12 protein-coding genes are annotated in these 16519 nt (G+C 39.4%); 5 read left to right on the forward strand and 7 right to left on the reverse strand.

From position 1 onward, the window contains the following. The first annotated feature begins 165 nt into the window (after positions 1-165). The 3 genes from MFF31_RS22260 (at position 166) to MFF31_RS22270 (ending at position 2592) form a co-directional block, all read left to right on the forward strand. Positions 166-1146, forward strand: a complete 981-nt coding sequence (locus MFF31_RS22260) for a LacI family DNA-binding transcriptional regulator (RefSeq protein WP_238191143.1) — start codon at positions 166-168, stop codon at positions 1144-1146. 157 nt (positions 1147-1303) lie between these two features. Beyond that, positions 1304-2110 carry an N-acyl homoserine lactonase family protein gene (locus tag MFF31_RS22265; RefSeq protein ID WP_238191145.1) on the forward strand — a complete coding sequence of 269 codons (807 nt, stop codon included), beginning with the start codon at positions 1304-1306 and terminating at the stop codon, positions 2108-2110. A 14-nt stretch (positions 2111-2124) separates the two neighbouring features. Beyond that, positions 2125-2592 (forward strand): MarR family winged helix-turn-helix transcriptional regulator, encoded by a 468-nt coding sequence (locus MFF31_RS22270; protein ID WP_238191147.1) that lies wholly within the window; start codon positions 2125-2127, stop codon positions 2590-2592. 1580 nt (positions 2593-4172) lie between these two features. On the opposite strand, the gene MFF31_RS22275 is transcribed toward MFF31_RS22270, so the two are convergent. Continuing rightward, positions 4173-5015 carry a tyrosine-type recombinase/integrase gene (locus MFF31_RS22275; protein ID WP_238191149.1) on the reverse strand — a complete coding sequence of 281 codons (843 nt, stop codon included), beginning with the start codon at positions 5013-5015 and terminating at the stop codon, positions 4173-4175. 360 nt (positions 5016-5375) lie between these two features. On the opposite strand from MFF31_RS22275, the gene MFF31_RS22280 reads away from it, so the two are divergent. Next, positions 5376-5957 carry a hypothetical protein gene (locus MFF31_RS22280; protein WP_238191151.1) on the forward strand — a complete coding sequence of 194 codons (582 nt, stop codon included), beginning with the start codon at positions 5376-5378 and terminating at the stop codon, positions 5955-5957. An 86-nt stretch (positions 5958-6043) separates the two neighbouring features. Here the strand turns inward: MFF31_RS22280 and MFF31_RS22285 are convergent, their stop codons facing one another. Continuing rightward, the gene (locus tag MFF31_RS22285; protein ID WP_238191152.1) at positions 6044-6397 is read right to left on the reverse strand and encodes a hypothetical protein; all 354 of its coding nucleotides are present in this window, start codon (positions 6395-6397) and stop codon (positions 6044-6046) included. 632 nt (positions 6398-7029) lie between these two features. Between MFF31_RS22285 and MFF31_RS22290 the strand changes: the two genes are divergently transcribed. Further along, positions 7030-7752 (forward strand): helix-turn-helix domain-containing protein, encoded by a 723-nt coding sequence (locus MFF31_RS22290; RefSeq protein ID WP_238191153.1) that lies wholly within the window; start codon positions 7030-7032, stop codon positions 7750-7752. Positions 7753-7860: 108 nt separating this feature from the next. On the opposite strand, the gene MFF31_RS22295 is transcribed toward MFF31_RS22290, so the two are convergent. The 5 genes from MFF31_RS22295 to MFF31_RS22315 form a co-directional block, all read right to left on the reverse strand. After that, a complete protein-coding gene (locus MFF31_RS22295) occupies positions 7861-10746 on the reverse strand; it encodes a GAP1-N2 domain-containing protein (protein ID WP_238191154.1) in 2886 nt (961 codons plus the stop codon). Further along, the gene (locus MFF31_RS22300) at positions 10746-12005 is read right to left on the reverse strand and encodes a TRAFAC clade GTPase domain-containing protein (RefSeq protein ID WP_238191155.1); all 1260 of its coding nucleotides are present in this window, start codon (positions 12003-12005) and stop codon (positions 10746-10748) included. Before MFF31_RS22300 ends, MFF31_RS22295 begins: the two co-directional genes overlap by 1 nt. Before the next feature lie 131 nt (positions 12006-12136). After that, on the reverse strand, positions 12137-12772 hold the full coding sequence (locus MFF31_RS22305) for a beta-mannanase (RefSeq protein ID WP_238191156.1): 636 nt from the start codon (positions 12770-12772) through the stop codon (positions 12137-12139). Positions 12773-12807: 35 nt separating this feature from the next. Further along, positions 12808-14085, reverse strand: coding sequence for a vWA domain-containing protein (locus MFF31_RS22310; protein WP_238191157.1), 1278 nt, complete (start codon positions 14083-14085; stop codon positions 12808-12810). A 53-nt stretch (positions 14086-14138) separates the two neighbouring features. Continuing rightward, a complete protein-coding gene (locus MFF31_RS22315; RefSeq protein WP_238191159.1) occupies positions 14139-16517 on the reverse strand; it encodes a tubulin-like doman-containing protein in 2379 nt (792 codons plus the stop codon). Between the last annotated feature and the right edge of the window lie 2 nt (positions 16518-16519).

Consider the following 16519-nt stretch of genomic DNA (forward strand, 5'->3'; position numbering starts at 1 on the left):
ACGTTTCGATTAGTCTATAATTGAATTATAATTGTCCCTTTCTATTGCTGTCAAATGGAATATAACGAGTATTATAGTGCTATATAGAGGGGTTGAATGCCGTTTCCAGTTCGGTTATAGTTAAAATCTAAACGTTTCACCAAATATTGTAGAGGGGCGAGGTCTTTGGTTAGTATTAAAGATATTGCAAAGCAAGCCGGCGTCTCTATTTCGACCGTTTCATGTGCACTTAATGGCAGCGATAAGGTAACGAAAGAAACGACAGCCAAAATATTAGAAATCGCCCAGCAATTAAATTACGTTCCCCATGCTGCTGCTCGATTACTCAAAACCAAAAAATCAAACATGATTGGTATTTTTCTTACCGATTTCAATGGCAGCTTCTACGGTGATCTATTACAAGGCATTAAAGACTTCCTTAACGCTAGAGGCTATGATTTGCTCGTATGCAGTGGGCCTCAATCACGCAGGTTAATTGCTGAGAGAATGATCGATGGGGCAATTATTCTCGATGTCACGTTCACCGATGAAGAACTCATTCAATATATGAACCAAGGTCATAAGGCAGTTGTTTTAGATCGTGAAATACAACATCCACATATTAACCAAGTACTTCTCGATAATAAAGCAGGTGGAACACTTGCTATGGAGTACCTAATTGAACAAGGACATGCCAACATTTATGTCGTAACTGGCCCCGAAGGCTCGTACGATGCTGGCCAGCGTTTACGCGCTGTTAAACAAGTGATCGAGCGTTCGCCACATCTATCATTCCATGAAGTAAAGGGTGACTTCAGTAAATCATCTGGCGAACAAGCTGCAAAAATCATCGCAGCCGAATATGAACAACCTTCCGCGGTATTCTGTCTCAACGATGAGATGGCAATTGGCTTCTACGGCTATATTCACAATCATACTGATCTCGTAATAGGCGAGCATATTCATCTTATCGGATTCGATAATATTGAGCTGTCACAATTTGTTCAGCCTAGACTAGCAACTATCGATTATTCTATGCGGAAGTGGGGGGCACTCGCTTCAGAGCAGTTGCTCAAGATGCTGTCTGGTGAACCAATTGAGCACGAACGAGTCTATGTTTCATTAGTTAAAGGAGCGTCCGTTGCTCCCTTTCATGGCGAAGCTTAAACAACAATTACGAATGGTGAGCTCGGATTAGTCTCTGACTCACCATTTTCAAATGGCAGATTGGATGATTAAGGCATAATTGCTTGCATATAAATGACATGTCATTTATTATCATAGATAAATAGATGACGCGTCATTTAAAAAAGGAGATGTTCCCTTGACTACTATTCATGTATGGCATTGCGGGCAAGTGTACGTTGATCAAGCTCTTGCTTTTCGGGAAAAATTGCTTCACCCTGCTCCTTATACCGGTATTCTTCGACCTAAATCCAAAAAAAACTGGGTGCCCGTATCTACTTACCTCATTCAACATCAAAAAGGGAATATACTTATCGACACTGGATGGAGCGAGGAAATACGAACTTCTCCAAAAAAACATTTAGGATGGTTCTCACATGCCCTATTTAAAGCTAAGCTACTTCCAGGTCAATCTGTTCGGGAGCAATTATACGCTATTGGACTTCGTCCAAAAGATTTAGATATTGTACTGCTCTCACATCTGCATGTTGATCATGTAAGTGGGATTAAGGATTTGATAGACTCTAGTAAATTTTTAACTAGTGCTATTGAATGGAAATCCGCCAACAAAGACGTTGGCTATAACCGCTCTATGTGGCAAGATGTTCCGATACAAACCTTCGAGATGGAAACCATTCCGTTTGGTCCGTATAATAAAGGAATAGATTTATTTCAAGAAGGTACCGTATATTTAGTATTTACTCCCGGACACAGCAAAGGTCTTTTTTCAGTTATGGTGAAGACTGATGGAGGTTGGGTTCTGATTGTAAGCGATGTAGCTTATGCTGAACGATCATGGAAAGAGAGCATTATTCCCGGTATAACAAGCAATGCCGAAGAAGCGCTTCGGTCACTCCAATGGGTTCAACAATTTTCTTTACGAGATGATTGTCGCTGTATTTTAGCTAATCACGATCCAACTATTAAACCACACATCATTACATAAACGGAGGAAACACTATGGCACTATCCCACTATGAATTTGATCGATTTCGTCATTCACTAATAGCTGCCCAAAGGCTCGGTAGCCGCCAAATCAGCGAATACATGAAAGCAATCGATCTGACTCCTTCTCAATCTGAAGTCATTCAAGTGTTAAAACGATGGCAGCCCCTTTCGCTCAAAGATCTAGGAACACTGCTTGTATGTGAGAAGGACAGTCCTTCTCGTTTGATCGAGCGGCTTGTTAAAGATGGTCTTATCGATAAAGTTATGAATCCAGCTGACGCTAGATTTGTTCTCTTGCAGTTAACAGACTTGGGTCAAGAAAAAAGTCTACAAATCGAAGAGATTGAAGAAAAGCTACGAGGGAATTTAGAAAAGGTATTTAACGATGAAGAGTTGTCATTAATGAGCTCAACACTAGAGAAGATGCTAGTTCACTTCCCCGATGCAGAAACACTTCGGAAACGTGGATTAATGAAATAATTTCGGTGGCTAGGAAGATTTTCACTTGTGTGAGAAAAATGGTTGTCGAGACTGGCTCGACAACCATGATAAAACTTAATGTGTAAGTTCCATTTGCTTCTTTAAATTAGCAATCACAAGTAGTAGTTGAATAAGTGTGTCCATTAAGACAACGTATAATACTCACTTTACCATACTTTGCTGGTTGCCCGTCTGGACTACATTTGGATCCACCAGTGCAATAACTAGCAACTTCTTCACACATTGATTTCAACTCCTTACAGAAGGGGCTAACTGATTATACGGTTACTGCATAAAATACAAATAAAATTACTCCCACTATATTGGAAATTTAGCAACTACAAACATAGGCCTCCCATTTTTCTGAGCAAAATGGACCCGCCATATCATAAACAACTTTATAATAGCGAGGATTTCCTGAATCGTAGCAGGGAATAGATGTGCAGTAAGAACCTGAATCACATGGCATATTATCACCTCCTCTTGAGAAGCCACTACTTACTATAGCTTTGTTGCATCAAATAAAAACAGAAACAATAATGCTGCTCTGTTAATTTTATTTAGCAAGAACAAACACTAAATTGGTGCACAACTTCACATTTATAGTCATTTTGTTCACCATCCATCAGTATAAACATAATTTATGAATTAATTGTTTAGCAACTACAAGAATGAGATTCACTTGCATGCTGGCATTGATAGCCATGAAAAGTAACAGTCGTTTGAACCCATGCAGGTGATCCTGAGCTATAACATTGAGTGCCAGTACAATAACTATAAGAACCACAATTTGGCTGAGACATATTAACACCTCCTCTTATCGTATTAGGAAATCTATATTATGATTTCTTATTACTAGAATATCCCTTGCTCTTGATTTAGTCTGTTGACTATGAGTAACATTTAAAAATATTTGTCAGTTGAGATAAATAGTTAAATAGGTAATATTTGCTATGTATAGAGCAACAAAGTACTTCATCATAGTGTTGATTATGAACAAACCTACACGTAATACATATGAATTTTGTCTGTTGTACGAAGAAAATAAAGTATTAGACTGGAGTCATTGATTTAAGGCAGTTTTGGGTTTGAAAATCGTCAGTTTTCGAAAAATAAGGTTTAGACTGATCCATTAATAAATGCAGCGGCAGTCTAAGACTTGATAAATAAAGTCTTAGACTGCCGCTGTTGTCGTTTAACTAACGTTACCCGTTAGTTTAACGCTAAAATATATTCATTGTAGTTTTTCACCCATAACCTATTGAAAATAGAATTGCAATTTGCCACAATGAAATGGCTAGTGGAATAATTGATAGTAGTTTAATCCACTTCTTTTTAGTTGCAAATCCAATCGAAAACATTACTATTCCTAAGATTAAGACTGCTATGATAGTTAAAAATGACATAGTTCTGCCCCCCCATCTCGAAAAAAGCTCGCCCAACATCTTACAAATCAATTGTAAATAAAACTTATGTATAAGACGAGTACCAACTTTATTTAGTACCTGTTGTTGTATTCCACTAACCTGCCCTTTAGTTTAATAGCGGATCATTAACGCAATCCGCTGCTAATACACAAGCTAAAAGAATCTGCGGTAAAGTTCTCTCCGGCGTTCGCCGCGGAGCTGAGCATAGATTTGCGTGGTTGACGCTTTTTCATGACCTAACATACCTTGGATGAAATCCAGAGGTGCACCGTTATCTAGTAGCTGGCAAGCAAAAGTATGTCTAAATCGGTGCGGATATACATTCGCATCGATTTCTCCTCGATCTGCAAGCCGTTTTAAAGCCCATCTAATCGTAGGAATGGCCATACGCTTAATGGGTTGGGTTTCCGTCACGAACAATGCTTTACAGGTATCTTCACGACTGGCGAGATACTTCTTTAGCCATATCTTGCACTCAGTTGTGAAGTAAACTTCTCTCTGTTTTGAACCCTTGCCAATAACTATCGCAGAGCAATGTTCCCAATTCAGATCCTCAATGTTGATCTTCTCTACCTCCCCAACACGACAGCCAGTACAGTAAAGAAACTCGAGCAGAGATCTTTCCCTCAATGACTGACAAGAGTTCTTCAAGTGAATGACATCTTCTTCAATTAAAAACTTAGGAATGCGCTTATCCAATTTAGGTTCTCTTAATTTTAGTGAAGGATTTGAAGTCAGGTAAGCTTCTTCATAAGCGTAACGGAAAAGAGAACGAACAAACCGAATACGATGTCCCAGGCTGCTCGGCTTTAACCGATCTGCCTGTTTCGCCAAGTACTCTTTTAACATTGTTAACGTTATATCAGCTATATCATGGTCACCAAGTTCCGACATCAGCATTCTATGCTGAAGGATATACGCTTTTAATGTCTTCGGACTAAATCCTTGAATACGTTTGTCAGCCTCATATGACCGCCACAACTCACTTAGATTCATAACAAAACCTCCCATTTAGAAGCTATTAAATCTAGTTTGCTTCTTATGGAAGGTTTTAATCTGGCCTTTTTGATCTAGCATCTCCCGTTAGTTTAACGAAAGGCTATAGTATTGTGTTGTCAGCGGCAAGAGAGCGCCCCCATCAGTCGTTATCCAAAAATCCATCAGGGTTTACAAATTAACCGCACGATATTAAAAAAAAAAGCGATACGGGCAATCGCTTTCCTACACCTAAATTAGATATGTAAACTCCAATATTATGAGATACAATAGCTATAGCAAAAGTACCAAAATCAATTGCAAAGTAGATTTAAAATGACTTTTATATCTACTGTAATTACGGACAGGTACCTTACTGTTATGGCTGACCGGCGCGCTACTAGTATCCTGCCAGATGGAAACTATGGTGATCCTGTTGCTGAAGACGCACAGAAAATCATTCAGGTCTCTAAAAATTCGTTTTATGCGATCGTAGGAGCCGTGGAAACGACACTATCATTCATGCAAGTTACTAAATTTGAAGACACCATCTTTACGCGCCTTGGCATCATAAAAGAAAAAAATATAAATCCATGGCTTGATGAAAATAAAAACACTCTACTAAGTGTACCAAGCTCATTTCAGTTCATCTTTGGAGGGCTAACTTCGCTTGGGACATATAAGGTTTACTCACTTGATAGCAAGACCGCTGAGTTAAGCTACATTGAACGTGAATCGGGGAAACTCAACTACAACGTTTTTTCAAGTGATTGTTTTCCCTACCAAGGTGAAATCGCGGCGATTTGGCTTGAAGAAATAACCACCATGCATCCTCACAATACTAGTCGCGATATGATTAGGATACAAAGTGAACTAAACGACAAAGTTGCTGATGTAGATAAATCAGTAAATAAAGCGAAAACCATATTTGTGATTGATTTTGAAGAACCGGCACATCCATAATGAAACCTCATATCAGGAAAGGGTGGAGATCAAACTGCCCGTTAGTTGAGAAAAGCCAGTGCGGTAGACCTTTCGGTATTGAGCTATCACGTCAATCTTTCGGAGATAGTTTTACTTATTTCTTCAGGGTTTTTAACATCAATGATTAACTTTGATATTTTAAATTTACCAACAAGAAAATTATTCATGTCAAAATGAAGGGTGTCAACCTCATTATTAAAAAAGTAGAGATGATAATCTCCATTGAATCTAAATAATCCATTTCTTGTTCCTCCAAAAGAAAAACCATAAAGCTTGAAAGCATTTGGTATGGGTCTACCTGTTGTTATCCCCTTAATCGAAGAGTATGGTATTTGCAATCCGTTATCTAATTTTAAAAAGGGCGGATTTCCAAGATCGATATTTAAATGGGTTTCCATTAATTGAATTGTACGTTCCATTCGTTTAGCCCACCATTTCATAACGCTTTAGTATTTTTAAAATATATTTTCATATTATACCATATATAATCTTATTTATAGAATTTAAGCTAATTTACCCAAGAACTGAACATGCAAGCGAATATTTCGCCGGTTGCATGATGGAATACTACATTATCCTGCCAGTTAACTTAATGAAGCTTCTGCTAGTCTAATACTTTATTTTCTTTGGACATCTGTAATAGATTGTGTAGTAATACCTATCCAAAACAAAACTTTATCATCAATAAAAATTTTCCCTCGCTATTAAACTTTATCATTCGACAAAATGAACCAAAATAGCTAATCTGATTTACAAAGTCATATCCCCAAAGTCCTAGTTAGTGTTTCAAAAGTTATTTATCGGAAAAAATAGTTGCATTTTCACCTCGCTTTATGTCAATATTGGTTTAGATTTATTGAGCTTTCTATCGGTAATACCTCATAAGATCCCTATTAAAATGACTGTTCCTCTTAGATATACAAAACATCAGGATTCGCAATATTAAACTCAACTTTCCAAATGAGATCACACACTTGATGCCACCAATTTATTAGATCTGCATAAAGAAACAATCTAATAAAAAAATTTAACGTGTGAAGGAGTAGCTGCGTTGATAGATATCCGTATTGATTTCGGCCACCGAATAAAGGAGCTACGTAATCGGGTAGGTATGTCCCAAGAGTTATTAGCACACCTCGCAGAATTGGATCGAAGCTATATAAGCTCCATTGAAAGTGGACAAAGGAATATTAGTATTGTAAATATTGCAAAGATTGCTAAAGCACTAAAGATTACAATCCCTTATTTATTTTCAAATGAACGATTTTGTATTACTCCAGCCTATCAGCAGCAAGATTCCAGAATTCCATTTGTCGATAGATTTATGTATTATCTCGATTACGAAAAAAATGTACTCGCTTTTCAAGTCACAGGTTTATTTTCTAGTTATAAGGACTTCGATTACTTAGCCTCAACGATACTTGGCATTTGCCTTCGTTACGGAAAGCGGAATTTAAATATAATGGCTGATTATAGATATATGTTAAGTGCAGATGGTCAACCTGCTGCATATTCACCTGAAGTTATGGAACGTGGTGTGGTCTTTCAGCAAAAGTTATTAAAATATTGTAACAAAGCTGTCGTACTCTGTAACAGTGAGTACATGGTGCAGCAGTTGAACTATATTTCAAAGGAAAGTGGAATGTCACCGCTCCACTTATACGGAGTGGATGAGGAGATTGTTGCGAAGGCATTTAACTATCTCGGCATCTATGAAAATAATATTGTTCAAGTAAATAACTATTTACCTTGCATGCGGAATGTATCTATGTGAATGATACAACTATAAACATATAGTACTACTTTGTAATTATAAAAAGAGTGCCGAGAAGCAACTAAGCTTTCTCGACACTCTAACTACTTCAATATTCAGTATTGTTAATTAAGGTCTACTTTGTACTTTAAAAGGTTCTGTCGCATCCCCTACCCAGACAAGGCTCCCTATAGGAATATCCATTTCTTTTCCTAGCTTTATAGCAACACGACTTTTGTATTGCTCGTTTTGATTATCACTGGGTACTTCATCTGTTGTACTAGTAGATGGGACTTGTGAAGTTGTAACTTCCGAATTAATTGGTTTATCTGTTGATTGCGTATCGATCGACGCATTTGTTCCTTCAGCTTTACAAACTCCTAAAACGGTTAACTCTCTAAATATAACTTTTTCTGCTTCCGAATTTGGAAACTGAATCGACAACTCTTCTGGTTTAAAATTTTTGCAGATCAATTCACTTTTAAACTGAAACACAAGAGAAGCATGCGCTTTTTCTCCCACTGCAGGTTGCAATTGCTCTACAAATACAATTGTATTTGACCCGTCAGCAATGTTAGTTTCGGAAGAAGGCGTAGGTGAGGTTGTCGTTACTGGAACATTCACAATCTCTTTATTTGTATTACCATTACCCGAGAACGACATCACAATACCAGAAATAATCATGATCGTTCCTAGAGCGAAAGTAAATAAAATTAACGTTTTTGAACGATTTTTGCGAAACATCCGTACAAGCGGCGAAGAAAGTTCTAGTTGTGCTTCTTTGAAAATAGCTTTAAGTCGATCTCCACTCTGATCAAAGTATTCCTTCCAATTGCTTCTTTTTTTCAGCGCTGTAGGATCATGCTCTACGAAATATTTAATAATTGCTAATTTATATGCAGGAACAAACCCTCTCGACCTCATGAAATGGGTATGTGACTCTGTCCATATGAAGAAACGATAAACCGTCTCCTTTTCAAAGCTTTTCCCATGGATAAAGTCTATTAAACTATTATAATCTATCACTTCAAGTTCTGGAGCACGAAGAAAGGCCAGCACAAGCTGTGGAAAGTCGTCTGCATTCAGTCCTGCAGATAAAATGTGACGACCAACGCCCTGCACACGATTAACTTCCTGTGATGTTAATTCATCAAACAATTCCTCATTAGGCGCCTTTTGTGAAAACCAATTATATAAAGCGCCAAGCATACGGGCTACTGCACTCTGATTAGAATCTTTAAGTTCTTTATTCCAACGCTTTAATCGCTCGTTATCACTCATAAACGTTGCTTGCCGTAGCGCATCCCTAGTTAACTTCTCCGGCTCAAGTCCCGTTAACATGGACGAATAGACGGCGATCTCAAGCTCTTTCACCAAGTCTATAACCTGGTTATCCCCTCGTTCATTACTTTGCTTTGAGCTTGTGTCAAGCGCCTTCAATTGCTCCAATAGTTGGTTGGATGCTCCAAGTGAGTAACGTTCTTTTGCTAACTTCAAAACTATATTGTCACGTGCAATCGTATAAAACATCTCATACTCATATAGCTTGGGAAACGCTTTACCCCATTCCACAATCGATGAAACCATTCCTTTAAAAGAGGTTGCCTTTAGCTTTCCTGTTAAATAAGGGAAGAATAAACGATCTGCAAATCTACCTTCATTCACAATTTTACTAAAAAAGGCTTTGCCTAACGTCGTATGACCTTCAATTATTTCAAAGAAAGAGGAGGCAGAATTTTCATCCCCACCTTTAATGGCATTGGAGATCGCATATATAAGAAATGCAACAAGCTTGTTTTCAATCAATTTGCCTGCGATTCCATAATAGTCTCTTAATATAAGGACAGAATCCTGCGATGGGATAGCACTATTCAATAGCTTATCATATTCAAGATCAAAGAAAGACAGGAACAAATCATTCAACTGTACCTTAGTATCAAGTGCACCTGGTGTGCTCAAATAGTGGAGTGCACTACTAAGTATTGCTATTTGATTGTTAGCAGTTCCTAATTCGTCGCCTTCTATGCAACGATACAAGACACATAATTCATGATAGCTAGCTGGAGATTGAGCTTGTTCAGCGCCCATATCTTCAAGCATTAAAACTGCCATTTTACAACATTTCTCTATCTCAACTTTGTTATTTAAATTTGCCCACATATAATTGAGGTAAGGAAAATCCAGTCCATCCAAATCAACATTCAAAATACGATCATTTGCTAAGTCAAAAATAAACTCCTTCTCTATTTCACGCTCAACAGAGCGCAGGCTGCTCGACTCCACAAAAGTAACATGTATCCCTTTCCGACTAATCGGTTCTTTTGAATAAGTCATAAATCCTAATAGCTTACGATGAGCATGCGGTAAGCAGCTGTATAAGACAGCGAGCAGTTCCTTTGCGCTATTCGAAAGTTCACCAATAGGAACTGGTAATGAAATATATACTTTTTTCTTGCCGCCAAGGGATGCCATTACCGCATGTAATAATGCTTTAAACTCCCTTTCACCTATTCCTAACTTCGTTAGCAGTTCACTAGACGATACTTCACCTTTACTACTTGAAGCTTGAGGAAGACGAGGAAGCTGTTCTATTTCAGTTCCTAACTCTATCGAATAGCTCTCTACAAATGCCGCTGACAGCAAACTCATATAATCTAGATCAGCCTTATCATCGTAATTCGCAGGAATAATATAGTGATGAGTAAAAAATGTGCTGCGCAGTCCTGTGAAATCAGCCTCCTGATAAACACTTCGACCCAGTACAATTTCTCCGTTATCCAGTTGAATAAGATGCAACGCCTCAGGATAAGCATTATTATCCCTTTCACCGCGAGCTGTCAGCTCAGCAGGCGCATCATAAACACATAGAGGATGAAGCACCTTCTTCACAAACGAAGAGTCTAACCCACTTGATTTCGCAATCGTGTCATACCCTTCAGTAGAGCGGAATATGCCGCGCCTCTCACGAGTGTACATCTGTTGCTGAATAGCAGTGCGGGGCGTATAGTCTGTCACTATTCTCTTCTCCCCTCAATATAGTTCAGCTTGTACAGCAGCCAAATAAAAGGCTCATCCACTCGAATAGGGCTCACGACTGTCTGCAGCTTCTGATCCACAGGATTACTACCTAATGCAGATACGGCGTAATAGGCTGTGTCTGTAAAATAAACATCCATCGTCCCCTTAAAGGGGCGGTCTACCTTTTCGATAAAGCGTCGAATTTCACCGTCAATATTTTCAAATTCAGTAAGGTTAAAATAATTACGATGAACCATATTGTTAAAAATGTTGCTGTTGCTCTTAATGTATTCACCATCTTCATCTTTGAGCGAATGCAGCATATCACTTTTTGTCAGTACAACAGCCGTTGGAATATCTGTTTTCCCTTTGTCTTGGTGAGCAATAAAGTCGCCAAACATCGTCAATACCACATCGCGTGGCTCATCATACTGCGACACCCATTCTCCACGTGTATCACCATGCTTAATTCTAATTTTGTCACGAATGGAACGAATTTGCAGCGGATCTACCATAAACAAAATACCAGCTGAATTTTTAATATGTTGACCGTGCAGACCAAGATAATCTTGCTCTACCATACCTTCACCCGCTACATCAAAAAATACGAGTGTCAAAGGCGGCGTCTCTTCGTCCTTAAATACAAATTGGAATATAAACGGTTCTTGCATCTTCTCCTTCTGGGTAGAAGCAAGCAAATCACCGCGCTCAAACAAAGGTTCTTCATAGTTCGTACGGAACTTCCGGCTAATCTCAGCATTTAATGGCATACATGCAGCGTTAAAGTGATCTGCCGTTGTATGTTGGAGCGTATGAATGAGTGCAGTCATGTACACAGATTTACCGACCTGTGAAGCACCAATAATAGAAATAATGTTGCTTGGCACTTTTCCTGCTGTTATAGGAATTTCATTATGACATTTCGGACATAACCTTCTGCGAGTAAGCTCCCCATATCGATCACGAAGCCCAGTGAGAACATGACCAGAATAAATATGTTCCTCTGTCGGTACATCTTGCGGGCTAATTACAGCTTCAATATCGTGTAAGGAATCAAGCCCGAAGCGCTCTCTGTATTTGTTCAGCTCTTCATCTTCGCCTAATGCAAAGTCTTCATCGTCTTCACGAGAATGTGAAGCACGGAATACAACTTCATCTGGTGCAAATTTACTGAAGCAATATGGACAAACAATATCATAAAATAATGGCTTTGGCTTACTCTCCGGCTTTTTCCTAAATAGATCCATAAGACCCATATCCCATCACTCCTTCTCCAAGGTTTGCGAAGCAAACCTACTTCGTAAGCATTATCTTTGGTTTGCGAAGCAAACCTACTTTGTAAGCAGCATCCAAGGTCAGTGCAACTAACCTGCCCTGCTTGCACGGTTTATCTCGAAATTAATTCATACAACTGTCCATGTGTTCGACCATCAGCTAAAAACAAACGAACATAGTCCGATTTCCCAACCTCAAAAGTAGGCAGTATGTTTCTTCCCGCTGAGAATGAGGCTACAAAAGGATATAAGATGCCATCTTCTCGGTTTGCTGGATAACTTCCACTTTTTTTCACATAGCACAATACATCATTCCCAAGAGCTACTTCCGTATTTACTTCGATCTGAATACTCTTCTGTGTACGGAATAATCCGCCCTTTTCCGAGATGGAATAATAGACTTTAGCTCTTCCAGCACTTATTTCGATCGTATTATCTCCCTTTGGCTGTTTAAGCAAATATGAACCATCTTGGGACTCAACAAGAGCATACACAGTAAATCGATACAGGCGGGCGCGATCAAGTCGAGTAACGTATCCGTTATTCGCTTTATATTCTGCTTTTGTGTATAGATTAAAGTCATCGTTATGTTCAATCTCTTCTTCTGAACCGTTCAAAGCGAGCTTGTTTATATAAACTGCGTCGACTCCTCGCGGCCACGTAAAGCGCAATGTGCAACGATCCTCTTCAAGTGAACGCGAAAGTCCTGTAATAAGGGGTGAATCTTCTTCTGCGATTATAAACTGCATGTTCTCCATCCCCTCTTTATTGTAAAAACAATTCACTAAAAGCCATGACTGCGTCCCTCTTTGCCACGTCCACCTCTACCACTTGCAACAGGGCTCTCTATCGCTCCACCTTTATCCCGTCGAGTGTTTTTGCGCTCACCTACTGGAACAACTAAGGTAAACAGGGAAATTACTGCGGCAAGTACAAGTGCAGCGATCAATCGGTACATCCCATCTGTAAACGGTACACCCGACAATCCCGCATTCAAAATAAGACCAGAGATCAAACCTCCGACAATCCCGCCAGAGCCAAAGCTAAGTGCTAAGAAACGGTTATCGAACATTAGCCCTAATGCTATTCCTAAAGTTAATCCGATAATAACAAAAGACAAGACACGCAAAAATTTATATATGGAATGCTCATCTGGTGCATTAGCGTTAATTGCATGAAGCATCCGATTATCGATTGTCATATAAATATTTTGGAATGCGTCCGCAAGTCCTTCCGACTTAGAGACATCATAATATTTCCCGCTAGTAGATTCTGCTATCTCTTGAAGCAAAATAACACCTTGGTCATAGCCCATTTTGAGCCCGATCGTATGAATTGCAATGTTTTGGCTTTGAAACTCACTAATTTGCTCCGTAATATTAGATTCACTGAATCCGTCCGACAATAAAATAACCATCGTCCCACGTTCTGCAAATTCCTTCTCTTTTATAACAGCTAAAGCTTGGTCCAGAGCTGCACTATAGTTCGTTCCACCATCAGATACTTGAATCGTATCAATTACTCCATAGACACTCGATTTCTGTTCTTCTGTACCTACATTCGCAAATGGCATTAACAATTCCGCTGTATCGGCAAAAGTAACAATTGCTACCCGCTTTTCTTTATCCATTTCGGCTATTAGCCCCTTGGCAGCTTCAAAACGATCATTGTTAGGATCTGTTTCAAGCATGCTGCCAGAATTATCGATAACAAGTACGATATCTCTTACCTTCTTCGTATCACCGAAATCAAGACTATAAATAAGCTGGAGTACAGCACCTATTACAAACATTAGAACAAGTGTAGCTGGAACTAGCAGCTTCCAAGATATATCGACATATCGTTGTCGCCATGAGTGTCCATTTAACTTCGGTGAAACGAGTTCCGCAATTAGACAGGATAGACCAATACTTAAAGCAAGTATGCCGAAATAAAGTCCAACGACAACGTAGCTTGGCCAATCCTCTGGCAGCGTAAGCATGACAACCTCGCCAATTGCAAACCCAATTGCTGCACCTAATAAACTAAACAGCAGAAGCAGCATATTTATTTTCCGTTGCATGTTGACAGCACCCTCTCTCCTTAACTATTGATCTAATACCTAATTTGATTCGTTTATCGAAGAATGGAAAGCTCAGATTCGTCAATCGAATGAAATTTATGGCCATCATGCAAGTAAGCTACATAGAACACTTTTGCATTTCGGAAATAAATAAGATCTTCCATATGAAAACCGCCCATCAAATGAAGCTTCTCTACCTCACTGCTGCGCTTTTCATTCAAACATCCGAGCTTATGAATGCGTGACGCTTCATCCATTCCGAACGCATAACGAATAAATTCACTGCTTCGATCTCCGAACAAATACTTTTCTTCATAACGATTTTTGTGCATATAATCGAACAGTCGAATATTAATCGTCGCATTGTCCTCTAGCATGCGGTAAAGCTGCTGAAACAGCTCCTCCTTAGGCAATGCTTTCCGATTATTATAGGACACAGACACATTTGCTCGCTCCAGCAATTCTTCCTCAAACGATAAAGCGAAACGTTCAGTTGTAAAAATGTCTCTTCGGCAAACGACAATCAATCTCTCAATGAACAGGGATTGTTCCTGCTCCAACAGTTCCGCTACATTCCCTATGTAACGTTCCTCAAACAATACAGATGACCCGCGTTTCTCCTCAAGTTCTAGAACAACATCTGACGTTACACGTTCGTAATAATCAAACACATTTTGCCCGATATAGTCATCTCCTAAGGAAATGCTTTGCTTCGCTGCTGTTTTTAATTGAGCTCTTAGATCATGCAGACGTTCAATACGAACACGGTACCATTGATTCAAATGTTCAAGCTCAGCAGCAATACGTCGATAAAGAGTAAGTTCCGCTTTCAGTCGCAGCACTTCATATCGCAGTCCGTAGACTCCCTCTAAGAAAGCATTGATGAAGGAGCGTACATTTCTTTTGTCCATAAAAGGAATCCGTTGAAACTTCAAGTTCTCAACTCGCGTAGCACTTGTTACCTCAAGCTCTTCTTGGGCATGTTCAATAGCTCGGGTAAGATCTCGAATTTTTTCGCGGACAGCTCCTATTACTTCACCTTTCCCATCACTATCGTCTGTCCACTTGAACAAATGAAACAAGGAAATATTCGTATTTTCTTTCATGTTCCGAGCAAGTGTAGCCTTGATGTCCTCGGCAACTTTTAATCTTTCAATCAGCCGTTCAGTAGCTTCTACAAAATGTTTGTTGAAGAAGGTATCGCAACCATTTCCATATAAGGCGTGCTCTGCTTCTAACAACGTCATACCTCGTAGTTGTTCATAGCTAACTCCACTCGTGATAAGCCCCTTCAAATCTTCAAGCCGATCTGCTCCAGGAATTAAGCTGTTGCTTCTTGCAGCAAGTGTTACATGATCTACTCCGAAGAAACGAAGCTTCTCCTTCTGGTCAAGTTCTTGTACAGCCTGCAACCTTACGATGACTTGGTCAAAGAGGTGGTATAACACTGTTAATGCAATGGCATATGCGGGACGCTGTACTCTTGCTAAACCAGCCGATACATATCCCATTTTACCGGATTCAGCCTTCAAACTATTTTTAAAAGAAGTGTTGTTATAGCTTTCTCCGCTGAATTGATTGCTGGCATCTTTGCGACTTCGATTTTTCAATAACATGACTCGGCAGATGATTTCATAATTCTGCTCCATACCATTAAGGGCAGTCATTCCTCTTTCATTGCGATCTGATAACAAATAAACGAGATCAAACAGCGCGGATGGTCCATGATTTACTTGTATCGTTAATCCGTCACCAGTCAGCTGAAGAGGTGCGCTGTACGTGAAATCAGGCCGCTGCACCCGCTCCAACTCTCGTAAGAAACTAACGCCTAATGCTGCTGCATAACCAAATGAATCGCCTTGTTCTCTCTCTTGAATTAGAGCGAATAAATCCATCTGAACCGACTTGAACAATGTGCCAAATATTGATTGTGCTAACAGCGTAATGTCAGGCATCAAAATATTTATTGGATCATCAACACGTGTAATTACTGCTAGATGAAGGCGATCAAATGATGCATACATCCGTCCATAATCACCGATTGTATCGTTAATCTGGCGGAAGGTTCGATTAAGCAGTATCAAATGATCTCTACTCGAAAAAAAAGTACTGCTTAATCGTTCACGCTTTGTCCGTTTATCGACAAGCTCTGATGGAAGACCCGTCAAAGGTATTGTAAATAGATTTGCAGAAGCTTCGTCCGAATTTGCTGATTCACTTACAGATGCGCCAGTTGATACGTGACAATAAACAACACCCCTGTTATTCGCCCATCTTAGCGCATTGGACTTCATCATAGGTTCAATTGCTTGCCCAGCCTCATCACCAACAAATAAAAAGACAGTTGGATAATGAATACTGCTCTGGTCATCTTCCGACCCTTTTAATCTTTGTTCAGCTGCCGAATAATCGGCAGCAAATTGTTCTACCATAT

It is taken from the genome of Paenibacillus sp. L3-i20 (assembly GCF_022180385.2).
Classification (GTDB): domain Bacteria; phylum Bacillota; class Bacilli; order Paenibacillales; family Paenibacillaceae; genus Pristimantibacillus.

Coding starts and splice junctions, on each gene's coding strand:
- MFF31_RS22270 (WP_238191147.1), top strand. CDS start 2,125: ATGGCACTATCCCACTATGAATTTGATCGATTTCGTCATTCACTAATA.
- MFF31_RS22275 (WP_238191149.1), bottom strand. CDS start 5,015: ATGAATCTAAGTGAGTTGTGGCGGTCATATGAGGCTGACAAACGTATT.
- MFF31_RS22280 (WP_238191151.1), top strand. CDS start 5,376: ATGGCTGACCGGCGCGCTACTAGTATCCTGCCAGATGGAAACTATGGT.
- MFF31_RS22285 (WP_238191152.1), bottom strand. CDS start 6,397: ATGGAACGTACAATTCAATTAATGGAAACCCATTTAAATATCGATCTT.
- MFF31_RS22300 (WP_238191155.1), bottom strand. CDS start 12,005: ATGGGTCTTATGGATCTATTTAGGAAAAAGCCGGAGAGTAAGCCAAAG.
- MFF31_RS22305 (WP_238191156.1), bottom strand. CDS start 12,772: ATGCAGTTTATAATCGCAGAAGAAGATTCACCCCTTATTACAGGACTT.
- MFF31_RS22310 (WP_238191157.1), bottom strand. CDS start 14,085: ATGCAACGGAAAATAAATATGCTGCTTCTGCTGTTTAGTTTATTAGGT.
- MFF31_RS22315 (WP_238191159.1), bottom strand. CDS start 16,517: ATGGTAGAACAATTTGCTGCCGATTATTCGGCAGCTGAACAAAGATTA.